The organism is Amycolatopsis sp. NPDC039088 (genome assembly GCF_055598845.1).
Window position 1 is genome coordinate 16,727 of the sequence record NZ_JBVKAE010000019.1, and the last position, 18,172, is coordinate 34,898.

Annotated in this window: 17 protein-coding genes; 7 read left to right on the forward strand and 10 right to left on the reverse strand. The window is 65.0% G+C overall.

The genetic code is table 11. The annotated features are described in order from the left end of the window. The first annotated feature begins 9 nt into the window (after positions 1 to 9). Entirely contained in the window at positions 10 to 888 is an 879-nt protein-coding gene (locus ACZ7KI_RS23805; RefSeq protein WP_470275293.1) for an alpha/beta fold hydrolase, read from the forward strand. Here the strand turns inward: ACZ7KI_RS23805 and ACZ7KI_RS23810 are convergent. Together ACZ7KI_RS23810 and ACZ7KI_RS23815 are read right to left on the reverse strand one after the other, a co-directional pair. Then, on the reverse strand, positions 881 to 1,540 hold the full coding sequence (locus tag ACZ7KI_RS23810) for a response regulator (RefSeq protein ID WP_470275294.1): 660 nt from the start codon (positions 1,538 to 1,540) through the stop codon (positions 881 to 883). The genes ACZ7KI_RS23805 and ACZ7KI_RS23810 overlap by 8 nt on opposite strands. Then, a complete protein-coding gene (locus ACZ7KI_RS23815; protein WP_470275295.1) occupies positions 1,537 to 2,661 on the reverse strand; it encodes a sensor histidine kinase in 1,125 nt (374 codons plus the stop codon). Before ACZ7KI_RS23815 ends, ACZ7KI_RS23810 begins: the two co-directional genes overlap by 4 nt. A gap of 224 nt (positions 2,662 to 2,885) precedes the next feature. Between ACZ7KI_RS23815 and ACZ7KI_RS23820 the strand changes: the two genes are divergently transcribed. Then, positions 2,886 to 3,326 (forward strand): hypothetical protein, encoded by a 441-nt coding sequence (locus ACZ7KI_RS23820; protein WP_470275296.1) that lies wholly within the window; start codon positions 2,886 to 2,888, stop codon positions 3,324 to 3,326. A gap of 53 nt (positions 3,327 to 3,379) precedes the next feature. Here ACZ7KI_RS23820 and ACZ7KI_RS23825 read toward each other — a convergent pair whose 3' ends face one another. From ACZ7KI_RS23825 to ACZ7KI_RS23840, 4 genes are all read right to left on the reverse strand, one after another. Next, the gene (locus ACZ7KI_RS23825) at positions 3,380 to 4,249 is read right to left on the reverse strand and encodes an aminoglycoside phosphotransferase family protein (RefSeq protein ID WP_470275297.1); all 870 of its coding nucleotides are present in this window, start codon (positions 4,247 to 4,249) and stop codon (positions 3,380 to 3,382) included. 631 nt (positions 4,250 to 4,880) lie between these two features. Continuing rightward, positions 4,881 to 7,514 (reverse strand): ATP-binding protein, encoded by a 2,634-nt coding sequence (locus tag ACZ7KI_RS23830; protein WP_470275298.1) that lies wholly within the window; start codon positions 7,512 to 7,514, stop codon positions 4,881 to 4,883. Between the two features lie 135 nt (positions 7,515 to 7,649). Next, a complete protein-coding gene (locus tag ACZ7KI_RS23835) occupies positions 7,650 to 8,591 on the reverse strand; it encodes a 2-hydroxyacid dehydrogenase (protein WP_470275299.1) in 942 nt (313 codons plus the stop codon). Positions 8,592 to 9,165: 574 nt separating this feature from the next. Beyond that, the gene (locus tag ACZ7KI_RS23840; protein ID WP_470275300.1) at positions 9,166 to 10,155 is read right to left on the reverse strand and encodes an RNA-binding protein; all 990 of its coding nucleotides are present in this window, start codon (positions 10,153 to 10,155) and stop codon (positions 9,166 to 9,168) included. Between the two features lie 741 nt (positions 10,156 to 10,896). Here ACZ7KI_RS23840 and ACZ7KI_RS23845 point away from each other — a divergent pair. Further along, positions 10,897 to 11,325 (forward strand): DUF4279 domain-containing protein, encoded by a 429-nt coding sequence (locus ACZ7KI_RS23845; protein WP_470275301.1) that lies wholly within the window; start codon positions 10,897 to 10,899, stop codon positions 11,323 to 11,325. A gap of 72 nt (positions 11,326 to 11,397) precedes the next feature. Further along, on the forward strand, positions 11,398 to 12,048 hold the full coding sequence (locus ACZ7KI_RS23850; protein ID WP_470275302.1) for a hypothetical protein: 651 nt from the start codon (positions 11,398 to 11,400) through the stop codon (positions 12,046 to 12,048). A gap of 147 nt (positions 12,049 to 12,195) precedes the next feature. On the opposite strand, the gene ACZ7KI_RS23855 is transcribed toward ACZ7KI_RS23850, so the two are convergent. After that, positions 12,196 to 13,647, reverse strand: a complete 1,452-nt coding sequence (locus ACZ7KI_RS23855) for an amidase (protein ID WP_470275303.1) — start codon at positions 13,645 to 13,647, stop codon at positions 12,196 to 12,198. A gap of 218 nt (positions 13,648 to 13,865) precedes the next feature. Further along, on the reverse strand, positions 13,866 to 14,555 hold the full coding sequence (locus ACZ7KI_RS23860; protein ID WP_470275304.1) for a helix-turn-helix transcriptional regulator: 690 nt from the start codon (positions 14,553 to 14,555) through the stop codon (positions 13,866 to 13,868). Positions 14,556 to 14,784: 229 nt separating this feature from the next. Here ACZ7KI_RS23860 and ACZ7KI_RS23865 point away from each other — a divergent pair, with 229 nt between their 5' ends. Further along, on the forward strand, positions 14,785 to 15,087 hold the full coding sequence (locus ACZ7KI_RS23865) for a hypothetical protein (RefSeq protein WP_470275305.1): 303 nt from the start codon (positions 14,785 to 14,787) through the stop codon (positions 15,085 to 15,087). Positions 15,088 to 15,428: 341 nt separating this feature from the next. Then, entirely contained in the window at positions 15,429 to 15,950 is a 522-nt protein-coding gene (locus ACZ7KI_RS23870) for a hypothetical protein (protein WP_470275306.1), read from the forward strand. On the opposite strand, the gene ACZ7KI_RS23875 is transcribed toward ACZ7KI_RS23870, so the two are convergent. Together ACZ7KI_RS23875 and ACZ7KI_RS23880 are read right to left on the reverse strand one after the other, a co-directional pair. After that, a complete protein-coding gene (locus ACZ7KI_RS23875; RefSeq protein WP_470275307.1) occupies positions 15,947 to 16,408 on the reverse strand; it encodes a VOC family protein in 462 nt (153 codons plus the stop codon). The two genes, ACZ7KI_RS23870 and ACZ7KI_RS23875, sit on opposite strands and share 4 nt — an antisense overlap. A 56-nt stretch (positions 16,409 to 16,464) precedes the next feature. Next, positions 16,465 to 17,391, reverse strand: a complete 927-nt coding sequence (locus ACZ7KI_RS23880) for a LysR family transcriptional regulator (RefSeq protein ID WP_470275308.1) — start codon at positions 17,389 to 17,391, stop codon at positions 16,465 to 16,467. 82 nt (positions 17,392 to 17,473) lie between these two features. On the opposite strand from ACZ7KI_RS23880, the gene ACZ7KI_RS23885 reads away from it, so the two are divergent. Next, positions 17,474 to 18,172 carry a succinate dehydrogenase cytochrome b subunit gene (locus tag ACZ7KI_RS23885; RefSeq protein ID WP_470275309.1) on the forward strand — a complete coding sequence of 233 codons (699 nt, stop codon included), beginning with the start codon at positions 17,474 to 17,476 and terminating at the stop codon, positions 18,170 to 18,172.

Genomic DNA, 18,172 nt, shown 5'->3' on the forward strand with positions numbered 1-18,172 from the left:
GAGTACATCATGACCCGTAGGACATCCGCGGCGCTCGCCCTGTGCTGTGTCGTGGCCGGAGTGGCGCTGACAGGCTGTGACGAAGCCTCGGAAGCGGACTCGGATCCGTTGACGAACACCTCCTTCACCGGGACGGAGAAGATCAAGGTCGGTGACCGTTCGGTGAACGTGTCCTGCTCGGGTAGCGCGGTCGAAGGCCGTCCGGTCGTCGTACTGATGCACGGGGGCGGCGACAGTGTGGAAAAGCTGGCTCCCTTTCAGAAGACTCTGGAGGGGCACGGCCAGGTTTGTGCCTATGACCGGCTCGGTTCGGGTGCCAGTGACCAGCCCACAGGGCCTCAGACCTTCGAAAGCACCGGCGACGTCCTGACTGCGGTCCTCGAGAAGGTCGCCGACGACCGGCCGGCCGTCCTGGCCGGGCATTCACTCGGCGGGCTGATCGCCGCCAGGTACGCCCCTGAACACCGTGACCGGGTCAAAGGCCTGGTGCTGATGGACGCCACCTCGCCGACTCAGACCGCCGATCTCCGCGCGGGGATACCGGAGTCCGCCACCGGTATGGCGGCAGAACTGCGTGCACAGACCCTGGCGATGCTCCAGGGCGAAAGTCCGGAGAAGCTGGTGACTCCCGACGGGGAGGTCCGGTCCGCCGGGGACATCCCGGTGGAGGTGATCCAGCATGGGAAGCCGTATCTCGCGGCCGTTCCCGAGTACGGGCAGGACCTGGAGCGGGCGTGGGCCGAAGGCCAGAAGAAGTGGCTCACGCTGTCCAGCCGCAGCACCCTGACCACCGCGACGAACAGCGAGCACTACATCTACGTCGACCAGCCCGATCTGGCCGCGCAGGCGATCGAGCGCGTCGTGCTGCAGGCGGCGTCCGTCAGGTGACCAGGCCGTGGCGGAAGGCGTAGATGACCGCTTGGACACGATCGCGGAGCCCGAGTTTCGCGAGCATGCGCGACACGAAGGTCTTGACGGTCTCCTGGCTGATCATGAGGGTCGCGGCGATCTCGCTGTTCGAGAAGCCGTCCGCGATGAGGCGGAGCACCTCCAGCTCCCTTGGCGTCAACGGGATGTCGGCGGAGCCGTCGTCGACCGGCCGGATACGGGCGGCGAATTTGCCGACCAGCTGCCGCGTCACCTCGGGATCCAGCAGTGCCGCGCCCGCCGCCACGGTCCGGATCCCGTTCAGCAGCCTGTCCGGTGGCGCGTCCTTGATCAGGAACCCGCTCGCCCCGGCCCGCAGTGCCCGGTAGACGTACTCGTCGAGATTGAACGTCGTCACCACGAGCACCTTGACGGGCTGGGGCACCCCGGCTCCGGCCAGCAGCCGCGTGGCTTCGATGCCGTCGAGTACCGGCATCCGCACGTCCATCACCACGACGTCCGGGCGCAGCCGCGCGGCGAGGTCGATCGCGGCGCGCCCGTCCCCGCATTCGCCCACCACCTCGAGGTCGGGCTGGGCGTCGATGATCGTCACCAGCCCGGTGCGGACCAGCATCTGGTCGTCGCAGACCAGGACCTTGATCGGCGCGGTCACGAAGCGCTCCCCGCGGGAATGCGGGCACGCACGGAGAAGCCGCCGCCGTCTCTCCGGCCCGCGCTGAATTCGCCGCCCAAGACGTCGACCCGCTCGCGCAGCCCGGCCAGCCCGCGTCCGCTCCCGCCGGGCGATCCGGTGTGCGGGCCGGAACCGTCCGTACTGACCTCCACGGTGATCTCCCGGTCGCCATGGCGCACCTGCACCGAAGTACGGCTGCCGTGTGCGTGTTTGAGGGCGTTGGTCAGTGCTTCCTGCACGACCCGGTAAACGACGGGGCCGGCGGGTGACTCCGACGGCGCGCCCTCCTCGGTGAACTCCACCGGCTGCCCGGCTCGGCGCGTGTGCTCCACGAGAGTGCGGAGCCCTTCGGCGGTGCCGTGATCGGGGTCGAGCACGTCCAGCAGGTGGCGCAGGTCGGTGATGGCCTGCCTGCCGGTCTCCGCGACGGCGGTGAGGCTCCGATCGAGCCGCTCCGGCGCGGCCGTCAGATAACGCGCCGCTTCGGCCTGCACGACCATCGCCGTCACGTGGTGCGTCACGACGTCATGGAGCTCGCGGGCGATGCGAGCGCGTTCGGCGGCGCGGGTGTCCTCGGCGACGCGGCGACGGTCTTCGGCCTCCGCGACGCGGGTGGACCGCAGCCACGCCCCGATCCCCCACGCGAGCACCAGCGCGAGGTAGAACGTCACGTAACCGGCCGTCGATTCGCCCGCACCGAGCAAGGGGAACGCGACCGCCAACGCCACATAGACGCCGGAAGACACGAGTGCGGTGGCAAGCCGGTGCCGTTCGAGTGCCAAGCCCACGGTCAGCACGGCGAGGGGCAGCGCCGTACCCGCGAACGAGTGGTAGCCGCGAAGCTGGTCGAGCGCGAAGCCGAGCGACACCAGCGTGAAACAGGCGACGGGCCATCGCCGGCTTACGACGAGGGGAGCGCATTGGAGGGCGATCGCCACGACGGCAAGGGTGTCGTACGGACGGGACGGCATTCCGCCGAACTGCGTCCCTCGGCTCTGTAACACCGGCAGGAGGGATCCGGCGAAGAGCGCCAAGGCGATCACGGAATACCAGACCACGCCGCCGCGCCACAGCTTCGAGTCCCGCAGAAGGATGACCACGGGGACGAAGCTTATTCCGGTCGGGTCGGCGCGTTCGGCCAGGTCATTTCAGCGAAACCGATACCGGCTCAAGTAAATGAACCTTCCGAGTGAAGGGAAACAAGTCCGATGTCAGCCGAGCCGTGAAACGCTCTCGGAGGTTCCTGACCGCGGCGTTTCCGCGCTCGTCTGGCGGTCGACGGTGCGGTGTCCGAAGCTCCGGCCGGACAGGCTAGTTTGCTCGGGTGAGTCTCCTCGATGATGTGGCCGAACGCGACGGCTGGCGATGCTGGGTGTGCGACGAACCGGTCGACCCCGACATGTCGGTGAACGACCCGCGCGGGCCCAGTGTCGACAGCCGGACCGCCGACCGGAAGGCCAAGATCGCCGAGCGCCTCGCGCACCGGGGGTGCAACACCCGCAAGGGCGCGGTCAAGGTGGTCATCGCCTGGCCGGACCGACTGCACGTGGTCGAACCCGCGCCGCTGATCACCGTCGCAGGTCGGCTGGAGCGCAAGGGCGGCCGCGAAATGGTGGCCCGTTGCCCGACGAAGCAGGACGCACAGCAAGCCGCGGATTGGCTGGTGGACCGGTTCTCCAGACTGGTACCAGGGCTGCCGGTGACCGCCACGATCGAACCGGGCGGCGGCCAGTTCCTCGTCATCCTGGCCGCCGGACGCCGCTGACTCCCGATGGTCGTGGCGTATCCGGCTGGACCACGATTCTTTCCCGGCGACCTCTAGCCGAGAAGTGCCTGAGTGATTTGGCGGGTGGTTTGTGCGGCGACGCGGGGGTTGACGGCGGCGTAGGAGACATACGCGTTCAAACCGGTGGCCAGAGCCCAGCCGCGACCACGAAGCCAAGTGGCATCGTCCACATCGAGCGCGGTGCGGAAAGTCGCTCGCGTCTCGGCCGACATGAGCGTGAAAGCGATCATCAGGTCGCACGCCGGATCGCCCATACCCAGCTCACCGAAGTCGATGACAGCGCTGAGTCGGCCGCCGGTCATCAGCAGGTTGCCGGTGTGGAAATCGCCGTGGAACCAGACCGGTGGGCGGTCCCATTCAGGGGCGGCGAGCGCGGCGTCCCACAGTTCACCCATCGCCCCGGCGTCGAACGCGCCACCGGCTTTCGTGATGGCGGCTCGCGTCGCCGTGTCCCGCGTGCTCAACGACCGGCCGAAGAGGTCGTCGGTCTTGGCGGAGTCGAACCGGTGGAGCGCGGTCAGGAACCGGGCCAGCTCAGCGGCGGCCTCGTGCGAGCCGGACAAGGCATCGACGGTCGCCACCTCACCGTCCAGCCAGCGCGACACCGCCCACGGCCACGGATAACCGAAGGCCGGTTCGCCCACCTCCACCGGTACGGGCACGGCCAGAGGCAGATGCGGAGCAAGCCGGGGCAACCACTCGGCCTCCTTCCTCGCCTGGTTGATCGCATCGGCATGGCGAGGCAGCCGAACGGACAGCTCCTCACCCAACCGGTAGATCACATGATCCGAGCCGGCCGGAGCGTACGGAAGCAACGGCAATCCGGCCCACCGCGGGAACTGCGTGTCGATCAGACGCCTCGCCAAAGCGGCATCGATCGTCGGGGTTGTTTCGGCAGTCAAGGACAGCTCCAGTGGGTCGACCATGGCGTCGGAAGAATGACCAATCGTTTATGCGACTCGCTCGCGATCCCGCACCGTGACAGTCAAGCGCGCCATGGCCCACCGCGGATTCGGCGGTGCCTCAGGGCCACGCTCAGCGGAAGTGGTCGGGATCGGCGGGCTCGGGGTACAAGACCATCAGCTTGTGCATGACACGACCTCCGTTCAGCGGCGAGCGACCACAACACCTCGGAGTGCGCGGTCGACGCGAGGTGGACAGTAGATCAGACTCCACACCAAGATCAACCGTATTGCGGACGGGCCGATCATCGGACTGGTGGCCCCTTTCCAGCCGTCGACGCGGCGATTCACCGCTACGAAGCACTTACCTGCCGGTCGCACGTTTCGGAAAGGCACGCAACTGCTGATGGACGGATTGTGCCGGTGCGGGGCAAGAGTTCTACCTCCGCGGTCGGGCTCATGCCTCGTGTCCTGTCGATAGGGTTGCGGGGTGATGATCAACCCCGGTACCGGATCCTCACCGGAGCGGGCAATGATGGACATGGCCTCGTCCGGTGGCCCACGTTGGCTGCTCTGCGGCGAGATCGGTTTCGATTATTCCGAGGACGACGTCTCGTTGGCGGTGTGTTGGTCAGGACTCGATTTCAAGCCTCGTTGCGATCAGGTCCTGGCTTTCGCGGACACCCACCTCTACGAAGATTTCCGACGCGATGTGCAAGGCGTGCTTGGCTTCCGACTTTCGGCCCATCATGAGTGCTCCTCGTCCGATAGCGACCTGGATATGGGCTTCCTGAAGCCGAGCTCCGATGGCACGTGCGAGGTCGAGGGATCGCTTGAGATAGGCATGCCCGGAGCCGAGGTTTGACCGACCGAGTTCTAGTTGCCCTAGGTGGTACAGGGTTTCGGCCCGGCACGCGCGATCGTCGCCGAAGAGCTCGTATGCGACTTCGAGGCATCTGATGGCTTCGGCGGAGCAACCGGTCACCTGGTGCACGCAGCCTCGCCCCATGAGAGCATTCGCCCGACCGTTGAGGCTGTTGATCTGAACATACGACGCGTGGGCGCGATCGAAGTACCGTCCCGCGTCCGAGTGCTTGCCGACGCTGTAATATGCCCAGCCCAAATTGGTGAGCGCGTGTGCACGCCCGAGCGGGTCTCCAAGATCATCATAGATGGCCAGCGCGCGCTGGTGGCAGTCGAGGGCGCCGCCGCGATCGCCGAGCGCATTGCGAACACGTCCTTCGTTGTTCACTGCGTGTGCTTCATTCAGCCGATCACCGATCGCCGCGTACATGTCTCGCGCCTTCGCGTGATATTCGAGAGCGTATGAACCCTTGCCTATACGGTAATTCAAGCGGCCAAGGTTCGACATCGCGTGCGCCTGGCCCTGCGTGTCACCAAGTTCCCTGTAGAGGTCGAGAGCATGGGTGACATTGTCGATCGAAGCGAGGTACTGGCCGGTCCGTCCCTGCACCTTGCTCAGGTCGATCAACGTACTCGCCTGTCCCGGCCGGTGGCCGAGTTCGATATATATCTGGTGCGCTTCGACAAGGTTTTCGGTAGCACGTCCATATTCTTCCAGCCGATAGTACAGGTGACCGAATTTTCCGCGTGCATGCGCCTGTCCGAGCCGGAGCCCTTGTTCATGAAAAAGAGCATACGCCCGCCCGAGCCAGGAAAGCGATTCTTCGTATTCACGTTGTCTGTAGTGAAGTTTTGCTGTTTCGAACGCCGCAAATGCCTCTCCGCGCTGGTCGCCGTGGCTCGTGAACAAGGAGATGGCTTCATGGAGGTAGGACGCGGCTTTCGCGTGATGCCCGGTGAGCAGCTTCAGGCTTCCAGCGTTGAGCAACGTCCACGCTTCGGCAGTGCGGTTACCAGCCTGGTGGGCGCTTGCCATCGCGACTGGAAGCATGGCGGCAGCCCGGTCCCATTGGCCGTGCTGAATAAGGAAGGGATGCAGTGCGATCGAGAGTGACGTCGTGAGGCTGTACAGGTGATTCGTGGCGGCATAGTCGATGCATGCGTCGAGGTTCGCGCGCTCGGCGACCATCCAGTTTTCAGCGGCATGGCTCGTCTTGAATTTCGATTGCGTGCCAGACGTCCCAGCACTGTGGCGGACGTACACCGTGTCGCAGGCGTCTACCGCCATCCTTCGGTAGTAGTCGATCACCTGTCTGATCGTGACGTCACGTTCGCCTGCGGGATCCCGTTCCGATAGACCGCTCGCATATTCGCGGATAAGATCGTGCAGCCGGTACCTACCTGGCGCAGGCTCGTCGATAAGATGTTTCAGGAATAGGGCTTCCAGTTTTCTCCGGGTACCGACGAGCGTTCCGGCGTCAAGACTCACAGCCGCATGCACGTCGATGTCGGTTCCCGGATGCAATGCGAGTCTCCGGAAAAGTTGCTGCTCTTCGGGAAGCAGGTCTCGATAGGAAAGCTCGAAGGCCGCCCCGACCGAGAGGTGTCCGGCATACATTTCGTCCACACCGATCCGTGCGTCCTTCAACTGCTCCGTCAAGTGTTCGACGGCCCAGGTCGGATGGCTCCGCAAACGCCCGGCGGTCAAGGCCACTGCAAGCGGCAAGTAACCGCACAGTTTCATCAGACCATCGATCTCACGCCGATCAGCAGACGCTTTGCCGGATATCTGGACGAACATGTTCCCCGCATGGTCAGGAGATAAGACGTCCAGCGTGCTCGAGTCGAGGTCGTTCAGATTCACCAGCCTGCATCGGCTGGTGATCAACATGACGGGACCCGGAGCGTTGGGCAGCAAGGGGCGTATCTGATCTTCGTTCTCGACGTTGTCGACTACCAGTAGCATGCGTTGTCCTGCGGTTCTGGATCGCCACATGTCACTTCGTTCGTTTAGCTCTGGCGGGACCTGGTCACTGGCTAAGCCGAACGCAATGAGAAGTGATTGAAGTGCTTCGGCTGGGTCGACCGGCTTCCTGACCGCGCTATATCCGTGAAGGTCGAGAAAGTGTACGCCGTCCGGGAACTCTCCGGCCACCGCGTGCGCGACGTGCACCGCGAGGGCGGTTTTTCCAATTCCTGGCATCCCGTCGAGCGCGAAGATCGGAGGGAGACCTTCTCGTCGACGGGTAGCAGAGATCACCTCGCACAGCTGCGTGAATTCTTCAGTCCTCCCCGTGAAGAAGGGCGTGTCCCGGGGCAGGTTGCCGACGGACGCGATCGCGGAATCCAGCGCGGGCGCGCGCCGACCCGGAGCCGGGGAATCCGGTTCGCAAATCCCCAACAGGCACCTCCGGAATGCTTGATATAGATCAAGAAACGTATTCCTGATCGGATTATATCCGAATCGCTACGCCGGGCAGCAAACCTCCGTTTTGCCACGGAGCCACTTCTTGATCGACAGGACGAACGGGTCGGATCACCGGGAGATCGGGGTCAAGGCCCGATCTGAACAAAAGAAGCTGATCAGGTTGTCGACGACAAGCTGAGCCATCGCCCGCCTGGTGGGAACACTGGCGGACCCCACGTGCGGCAGCAGTACGACGTTTGGCAACTTGAGCAGTTCGGAACTGACGTGCGGCTCCGCCTCGTAGACATCGAGTCCTGCGCCCAGCACTGTCTTCTCGCGGAGCGCAGACACCAATGCTTGCTCGTCGATCACGCTTCCTCTGCTGACATTGACGATCACCCCGGCGGGCCCCAAAGCGCCAAGTATCGTTGCGTCGACGAGGTGCCGAGTCGTCGGCCCACCCGGCATCGCGATCATCAGCGTATCGACATGGCGCGCCAAGTCGAGCAACGAGGAATGGTAACGATAAGGCACGTCAACCGGATGGCGGTTATGATAGGCGACCGACATACCGAACGCGCCAGCCCGCCGGGCGATGGCGGTTCCGATTCGCCCGAGTCCCGCTACCCCCATCACCCGCCCTTTGAGCGTGGTTCGACTGAGGGGGTACGGCCCAGCGCTCCACTGGCCGGCCCGCAGATACTGCTCGGCCCGCCCCAGTTCGCGCACCACCATGAGCAACAGGCCTATGGCGGTATCCGCAACCTCGTCGTCAAGCACTCCAGGCGTGTTGGTGACGACAATGTCTCGGTCGCAGGCGGCAGTTACGTCAACGTTGTCGTACCCGACGCCGAGATTCGCGATGATGCGCAGATTCGGCAGCCGATCCATGAGGTCGGGTCCGACCGTGCATCCGGCTGCGGCAATGCCTTGGATCGAGGCGCCTCGTTCATCAATGACTGCGGCAGGATCGGCGAATTGCCAGAGACGGACGACGTCGAAGTGTTCAGCACATCCGTTGAGGATCAAGGGAGGCGCTGGCAAGGGGATCAGTACGGAGACACGGGACATCCAAGCTCCTTCGAACGTATGCCCATCCCAATGTCCCGGAGGCTACGGCTCCTAGTCAGGTGGCGATAGCCTCAACGCGTAACGGGCCCCAACCATGGCGCGCGCGGTGCCCCATGGCTTGGAGCCGTCGCGCGCGTTCGAGGTCGGGGATCAAGTAGGGCGCCGTTCGGGTGCTATCCGTCGGGTATCGCTGTGGCTGCTGTCGTCGGACTTGCAGCCAGGTGGCGAGCTTGCCGATCATTTCACTGGCTTCTCGACCGACTTGGGCCATCAGGCGCTGGCTCCGGCCCCCGACCGCTGACTACTGATCGTCGGCGTCGAGCCTGCTCAGTGCCAAGGAAGTCCGGCACCGTGCTGCGGCAATCTTCGCCCATATCAAAGGTCCAAGCCCGCGATCGGTCGGCACCGGTTGCTATATCGATCGACCAGCTACCTGATCGCCAATCTGCCATCGGACGCAGACCGAGGGTCCGCGCCAGTCCGAGCGCCTATGTCGATGTTGGGACGCTCGGGTGTTGTCGACCGCGGAGGCCGCGACGAAAGCCGGGCCTGTCATCGGTTCGTCTGCCGTCATTCAGATGGGCCAGCGAGCGCGGACGATTCCGTCGTCGTCGGGTCGCACGGCCACGAGCAGTGGATTGTTGTCAGCGGTGGTGAGCGGTAGGAGGATGGCCGCGTGGGCGCCGGTGAGCACTTCGGCCAGGCCCGCCCGGTCATCGCTGTCGGCGGGGAAGCCGTGGATGCTGCCGTCCGCGTGTTCCAGGACGGCCCAGCCGGTGAAGGTCGGCGACATCGTGCGCAGCACTGCTGGAATGTCGGTGGACAGGTCCGGCCACACGTTCAGCAGGGCGCGCGGGCCGAGGTCGGGCACGGTGTCGGTGGTGAGCCGGTGCCAACGGGAGTGGTTGCGGACGACCTGTTCTTCCAACAGGACCCCGCCGCGCTGTGCCACGAGTGCCGCCACCTCGGCCCAGAACACCGCGTCCGCCGGACGCGATTCGTACGGTTCCTCGTCATCCGACTCGTAGAGCGAGCCGTCCAGCGGCTCGACGAACAAACCGCTCGCGACCGTCAGCGCGATTGCATGTCCGCACGGTTGGTCGCTTCCGACGTACATGTACTGGTCGTAGCCGACGTGGACGAAGAACCGGTCTTCGGCCTCGAGCCGGCACCACGCACCAGTGTCGCGCAGCATGGCGCGCACCAGTTCACGTCCGACGTCCAGGGTGATCTGTGCGCCGTCGTGATAGCCGGTGAGGTCGGATGGGAACAGTCCGTCCAGTCCGTGGCCGTCGATGGGCGGCTCTGCTCCGAAGTGGACGAATCCGGTGACCGCGGGGTCGCGGAGATTTAGGAGGGTCACGCCGGCGTCTTCGGCGAAGGCCGCCACGGCGGCGAGATAGGCGGCCTCCACTGGACCGTGGTCGCTCGACACCTCCTCGGATCCGCGGTATGCGCCCCGGTCGTCGCGATCGGTCGGGTCGTACTTGGTGATCCGGTAAACGTACGACGTGCTCATGATCGGCTGCCGTCCTTGGGAAGCGCGGATGATCGGTCCGGTCACGTTAACCGGACCACCACGTCGACCACGACCCGATAAACAGAAAAGCCCCGAGTTGACACCGCCAATTCCCATGCGACCTCATGATCGACACGTGTTCGCTTGGATTTTCTCGGCGGGTCGGGCGGCTCCGAAGGGGCACCTTGCTCAACGAAACGCGTTCGATGTTGTCCAGGCACGACCAGACAACGGTCCACGGACCCATGGACTCCACGGCCGGGACGGTGAACACGGCACCAAACTCCCCTACGAGCCAGCGCTGGCAACATGCCGGGATCGCGGCGACGGCCTACTTCACCACAGTGCCCTGTCGCCGGGGCTCGAGTTCTTCGTGTATCTCCCGACGCGCTGCTCTTGGATCGGCGGCGCGACCCATTCCCCGCCGCCCCGCCGGCTACAGCAGGAGTGTGGGCCCATGAAAAGACGATAGCGGTCAGGGACAACGTCAACTTCGCCAGGTTCAATCACAGAGAACCGCTCACGTCACAGATGCCATGAGGTCGCCGCCCGGAGCGGATGGAGCAAGCTGGCCAGGATGCCGGTCACCTCGTGGCCGCCCCCCTGCTTCACGGCACACCGCACCAGGCAACCGAATCAACCAATCGCACCAAGGTCTGCTCGTACACGGCGTAGGCCATCCGGAGCACCAACAAGAAATCCGCTCCTGCCGTTGAGCGTGCGTTCAGCCAGTCCACTTGCACGCCAATGACAGCGTGCTGGGGCTCGTGCGTATTTGCCTCGCGGATGAGGTGTTTGCTGCGTGATGATGTCGTGGTGCGGACAGGTGCGACGTTTCGGATCTCTGGTGAGCACGGTGGAAGCGCCGAGTTGGTGACTCGACTGCTCGACTTGGAGCCATCGCGCGCTTTCGAAGTCGGAGATCCGATAGGACGCCGTTCGGGAGCTACCCGTCGGGTATCGCTGTGGCTGCTGTCGTCGGACCTACCGCCAGGCTGCGAGCTTGCCGATCATCTTCACTGGCTTCTCGATCAACTTGAGCCCAGGGCCGACACGGTGTGGCAGTTGATCAGTCAGGGATACGTGGCGGACTGGTTCTGCTTGGCAGCCTCACATGCGACCGAACACGCCGTTGAGCTCGATCGGCCGCTTCTTCGGCAGCTCCTGGCCTTGCCAGGTGACCTACTCCTGGACGTCATGGGCGACGACGACTGACATCGACCTCCGCTGCTCCCGCGATGAGCGCGTTCCTGCGAGGGTGGATTCTCGATCGGATACTTTGCTGCGGTGGATATCCAGGTGATACAGAGTGCGCTGGTCGAGGTGCCGACAGACACAGTGACGGGAATGGAGCGGCGGGCGTTCGGGGAGTTCGTCGGGCCGCAAGGTGAGCTGGCGTCGTACGCGTTCGGGTGGACGACCGGGCCGGACCCGCGGGTCGCTCGTTTGTCGGTCGGGATCGGCGCGGGCAACCCTGGTGGCGGAACGTTCCACGCCGTCATCTTCGAGCACGAGGACGGCCATGCGTTCTCGCTGAGCGACGACCCGTTCGAGCGTGTGCCGCAGGGCGGCACTGACCTGACCGCGGACGAGGCACGTGCTCATGAGGACCTGCCGTTCGTCTGGTGGGTCGCCGACCAGGTCATGCGGCGCGATCGGCGGGCTTGGTGGATGCGTCACTGGCTTCTGCGCACCGTCTGCATCCAGACCCGGGAGGTCTTCGAGCGCAGCGAGCCGATTCTGCTTGTCCAGCATGACGCCGATGACGGCATGTGGCAGCTCATCGGTGCTTCCGACGCGGACGGTGGCACCGGCAAGATCGGGCATCTGCACCACGCCGTAGACGAAGACCAAACCCTGATCGATGTCCTCGACTTGTCCCCTGGCGGCAGCGCGACACGAACAGGCATCGGGAGTCCCTGGAACGGTCACTTCTAGAGTTGCAACGCACTCTCTTGCCGCTGGGCGGATGTCCGAGGCGATGTGGGCCATCTTGATCGCGATTCGACGGCCGAGGCGGTCTGTAGCTCGTCATCCACGGCCGGGATGGGCTTCCTCGACGACGCCCATCCCGGCCAGTGCGCCCTACTTCGGTGCCTCGAAGCCGCCGATCTTCCGCTCCAGCAGTTCGGCCAGCCGCAACGGGGTGCGGTCTTCGAACATCGGACCGATGAGCTGCACGCCGACCGGCAGGCCCTCGGGCGAGCGGCCCGTGGGTATGGCCGTCGCGGGCAGACCGGGCATGGTGGCCAGGCCCGCCCAGGCGAACTGGTCGAAGTACGGGTATTCGACACCGTCGATGTCGACGCGCCGCCCCAGCGGATTGGGGTCGTGGTCGTGCGGGAACGCGGGTGTCGGCGTGATCGGGCACACCACGGCGTCGAACTCGGCGAACAGTTGCCGCCAGCCGTGGCGGTGGAGCTCGCGGAGGTTGTTCGCCTCGAGCCAATCGCGATGGCTCAACAGCATCGCGCGCATCCGCGAGGAGTCGAGACTCTGGTCGTCCGCGCTCAGTCCGGCGACGTGGGCCCGCAGCTGCTCGTCCGATTCGACGGGAAACCGTGCGACGGAGCCCGAAATCAGCAACTGCATGTAGAGCTTCGCGGCTTCGGTCAGATCAGGCAGCAGCGGACTGCGCCGTTCGACGCGCGCACCGCTGTCGGCGAGCGCGGCGGCCACCCGGTGCACGCTCGCTCGCACGGCGGCCCCGGTCGGAATGAGCGGATGTTCGTCGATGACCAAGACCCGGAAATCGCGGAGCCGCTCGTGGCGAGCGGGCGGCAACGCCAACCGGTGCGCCACGCCGTACGTCAGTGGGTCCGGTCCGGCCATGACGTCGAGCAGGAGCGCGAGGTCGCGGGCGGTGCGCGCCATCGGACCGGCAACGGCGAGGTCGAGGTCGGTGGGAAACGCCGGCTCGGACGGCGGGACCATACCGCGCGTGGCCACCAGCCCGAGAGTTGGCTTGTGCGCGTAGACACCACAGAAATGCGCGGGGGTGCGCAGCGAACCGGCGAGGTCGGAGCCGATGGAGAGCGCCCCGAAACCGCACGCCAGTGCCGCCGCCGAGCCTCCGGAAGACCCGCCCGACGTGCGACCGTGATCCCACGGATTGTTTGTGGTGCCGTAGATCTCGTTGAAGCTCTGAATATCCTGCAGTCCCAACGGCACATTGGTCTTGCCGAGGATCACCGCGCCGGCGGCTTTGAGCCGAGACACCTGTACCGCGTCCTCGGACGGCATGTAGTCCCGATGCTGCGGCAGACCCCAGGTCGTGGGGAGCCCGGCGACGTTGTAGGACTCCTTGACCGTCACCGGAACACCGAGCAACGGCTGGTCCTCACCACGTGCACGAGCCTGGTCGGCGCGGTGCGCGGCGGCCCGCGCACGGTCGAAGTCCGGCACACAGATCGCGTTGGTCACCTCGTCGTCGCGCTCGATACGGGCGATCGCCTCGTCGGTCAGTTCCACCGACGACACCGCACCGGCGCGCAACGCGGCAACAAGTTCTTCGGCCGTTTGAAAGCTCCATTCCATGAATTCGAAGCTATCGAACCGTCTCAGAAGACACGAAACCTCGATTCCCGCAACAGAACACCGAGCAGGCCACCTTCGCACGCATTCGTGACGCCACCGAAGAAGGAACACCGCAGGTCAACGCACTGAAAGGCGGTCAAATCCGCCCGCGCAAGCCATGAAACGCCGCACCGCACAACAGGATGGATGTCTCAATTCTCCCCCGGAAAACATGGCCACTACTCGACATAGGCGGGCAGAATCCGGGGAGGCCAAGCCGCGGCGTTGAACAAGCCCATGCTGAACGCTTTCGAAATGAGCGCCGCCCGGTTCGGAACGTTCAGCTTCCGAAACATCATGCCCACGTTGTACTCGACGCCCTGCCGGCTGAGGAAGAGATCGGCCGCGATCCGGACAGTGGGCTCGCCGCGGGCGATGCCCTCCAGGATCCTGGCGTTCAGTTCGGACAGGCGAAAGTCGCGGTCCACGGCGACCGCGCTCTCCAGCGCGGTCGACTCCGGTGTCACGACAACGACGATCATGACCAGGAGACCGGATTCATCGTGCACCGCGATGCCTGTGAGCTGTCCGGAAAAGCCCCTTCCCCCGCATCCCATTCCGGCCAGGCGCTCGACGAACCGAGGCCGAAAACCGCTTTCCAGGAGCTCGAAGTGCCGCTGCATCCGCGTCCGCACGCCCGGATGAAGGAGATCCATGAAATCGGATCCGCGCGGCGACTCACGCTCGATTCCATACTGACGAAGGAACTCCGCGCTGGCGTCGATCACCCGGCGGTCCGGGTCCAGGCGAGCCATGCACAATCCGGATCGTTCCATCATGACCTCGAACACATCGACTTCGTCGGACCGGCGATCGCCGAAGTCGGATGGCGTGAACAATCCCGCATGCATATTCATGTACGGATTCATCCTCCCGAACCGTGAAAAGCAACAAGCCTGCCCGTCGAATCCCACCTGGTGAAACGATGCGATCCGCGATCGCACCCGATTATCACTAGAAGAAATCCCATTCCTTCCCGCCGACCAGCCTGACTAGTCTTCGTCGCAGATTCCCGTGCAAGTACTGATGTGGCGAACACAGCAGAACGCGATGGGAGTTCACTTTCCCCGCAATTTCCGACCACAGGGATGTGACATCATGACCAAGGGTATCCGTATCATCATCGCCGGCGCCGCCGCGGCGGGCGCACTGCTGGCCGGCGGCACGACGGCTTTCGCCGCCACCAACCACTCGATCGTCGGCGAAGCGAGCAGCGTGACCGGCACCTTGGTGTCGATCAACGGCAAAACCCTCGCCCTCGACACCGCCGGCTCGGGCAACGTGAACATCAACTTCAAGGACGCCACCATTTCCGGCGTACTGAAGGTGGGCGGCTCGATCAAGGTGGCAGGCAAGATGGTTTCCGGCACGTTCGTCGCCTCGCCGGTCGTCGTCCTCTGATCTGACTTTTCAACCCCTCCCTGGAACGAGGGCGATGTGGGCTCCGGGCCGTAGCGCCCGGAGCCCACATTCGCGAGAACGCACAGATTAAACGTCCGCGTCCAGCACCACCCCTACTGATGAGAGAACTCGAAATATTCGGATAGCTTTTCGTTATCTTGCGCACGAATTTCGAGTATTCGAAAAGTTGCCGAGAAGTGAACAATTGCGTTCTTCATCGTGCTCGACAGACAGGGCCTCGGCCCCCTTCATCCCGGGAAGGACGCGTACGCTTTGTGCCGGTGTCGACCGACAGGGTGGACGGTCCGAGTACTTGGAGTCGTCGGGTGGAGGATGTTTCGGTGCGTATGGCGCTCTCGGTGGCGAGAGCGGCCGAGCGCCGCGGTTGCTTCGAGCCGGGCGACTGGCCGGACGTCGCGGTCAGCATGGTGCTGGAAGGCAATGACGATCCGGAGATCGCCGAACTGGCCGGGATGGGCCGCCAGGTGACCGGGTGGGACACCGAGCCGTTGGTGGCCGCCGTATGCGAGCGGTACGGCGTCCCGCCTCTCGGCCCGAGTGAGTCGACGGAACTCGTGGCACGGTTGATGGCGGACGACCTTCGTGCCCGGCCGGCCTCGGTCACCGCGCCGATGATCCGCCTGCTCGCCAGGCTCGCGCCCCCGGACTTCGCGTCGGATCTGGCCAGCCGATGTTTCGGGATGGAAGAGTACTTGGACTGCGACTGCACCCAGGTCGACCCCGATTTCGAAGCGGAATTGCGCCTCCTGCCGACACTGCGGCTTCCCGCCCCCCTTGTCGAAGCACTCGCGCGACCACTGCGCTCGACGCTCCCGGCAACTCAACCCGCTCGCGGGCATTAGCCAGGGCCCGGCTCGTCGAGGTCGAGCGGCGGCATCGCCATCGCGTCGGGGGCCCAGGTGTCGCGGAACCCGGGCTGGACCGCGAGGTCGACCAACTCCACCCTGGCACCGATGCTGTCGAGACGGTGGTAGGTGAAGGAGCGACCGTAAGGGCAGGAGTCGAACTCGATCGGAGCGCCTCGATCCGCCAGGCGCTGTTTGTCCGTCATGACGTCTTTGGCCCAATAGCCGATGTGGTCGAAGCGGGAACCGTCGGTCGCATCCCACGGACTGCCCGCGGGGCCTTGGATCACCTCGAAGAACGGCGGCCCCTCGACGGAGAACACGATGCGGTAGTCCCAGTCCCCGAGCGTGCCCGCGCGGACTGGGCTCCAGTTCACCCCCAGAGTGCGGGTGAGGTCCTCGGTGGCCTGCTCGATATCCCGAACGACGAAGCACAGGTGGTAGAAGTTGTTCACCAGTCCTGTCTATCAACTCCACGATGTCGCGGGCCTCGCCAGTCGATGGCCAAGGCTCACCCCTCTCGCAGGAGAGACCGGGTGCCTTGGGGAAGGGCGGCGGCATCGGCGAGATAGCCGGTGACGGCGTCGCGCAGGGCCCGTACGGCCTTGGACGGTTCGACGTCCTCGCGGCCGGCGAGCCGCACGACCCGGCTGAGCCCCGGCTCGGCGAAGCGGGTCACACGGAACCTGTCCCTGACCACCGTGCTCGGTACGACAGCGATCCCCATCCCAGCCTGGACGAACTCCAGCACGGCGTCCATCTCACCGCCCTGGATGGCGAACGACGGTTCGAATCCCTCGGCACGACAGGCGTTGATGGTCGCGTCGCGCAGGTCGTAGCCGCGGCGGAACATCACCAGCGGTTTGTCCTTGAGATCGAGGATCCGCATCCGTCCCCGCCGTACCGGCGCCGGCCGGTCCTTGGCCGAGATCACGACCAGTTCCTCGATGAGCAGCGGCTGGGTCGACAGCCGGCTCTGATCTCGCAGCCGCGAGTCGACGATCAACGCGAGATCCAGCGCGCCTTCGGACAAATCGGTCTGCAGGTCGCGCGAACCGCTCTCGTGCAGTGTGAGCTCGATCCCAGGGTAGGCGGTACGGAAGCTCGCGAGCATCGACGGCAGCAGCCCGGTGCACAGGCTCGGAGTGGCCCCCAATCGCACTCGTCCGCGCCCCAATTCGTCGAGTTCCCGCACGGCCTGGTAGGCGGATTCGGTATCGGCCAGGATGCGCCTGGCGTACGAAAGCAGGGTCTCCCCCGCTTCCGTCAGCGAGAGATTTCCCCGTATCCGGTGGAAAAGCTCGGCACCGACGTCGCGTTCGAGCGCACGGATCTGCTGCGAGAGCGACGGCTGGGCCACCCGCATCTGCTCGGCGGCACGGGTGAAGTGCCGGGTGTCGGCGACGGCCACGAAGTAGGCGAGTTGATGGAACTGCACCGCCGCATCATAGCCACAGCCTATGCTCACAAGACTTTTCTTCTGTTTGCCCTCTGGTCGACGCGGTCCTAGCGTCGATCAGGTGTCCACGGAACTCGCTGTCCCACCACGAAAACCCACGTCGATCGGCCGGTTCTGGGCGTCGACGATCGGGAAGAAGACCGTCATGGCGGTGACCGGCCTGGGGCTGGTGGCCTATCTGTTCGCGCATATGCTGGGCAACCTGAAGGTCTTCCTCGGCGCCGCCGCGATGAACGAGTACGCCGCCTGGCTGCGCACGATCGGCGAGCCCGTGCTGCCGTATGGGGTCTTCCTGTGGATCATGCGTGCCGGCCTGGTCGTCGCGGTCGTCCTGCACATCACCGCCGCCGTTCAACTGTCCATCAGGGACCGCAGGGCGAGACCGGTCCGGTACGTACACCGGCAGCGGGCACGGGCGAGTTTCGCGACGAGCACGATGCGCTGGGGCGGCGCGACGCTGGCGGTCTATGTGGTCTGGCACATCCTGGACCTGACCGTGGGCGTGGCCAACCGGGACTACGTCGACGGCCAGCCCTATCACAACATCGTCGCCGACTTCAGCGTGTGGTGGGTCAACGTGATCTACATCGTGGCGCAGCTGATGCTCGGATTGCACCTCAACCACGGCTTCTGGAGCGCGGCCCGCACGCTGGGCTCCGCCAGGCCCGCGATGAAGACCGTCGGCACTCTCGTGACCGTGGTGATCACCGGCGGCTTTCTCGCCGTCCCCATCGCCGTGATGACCGGATTGGTGGCCTGA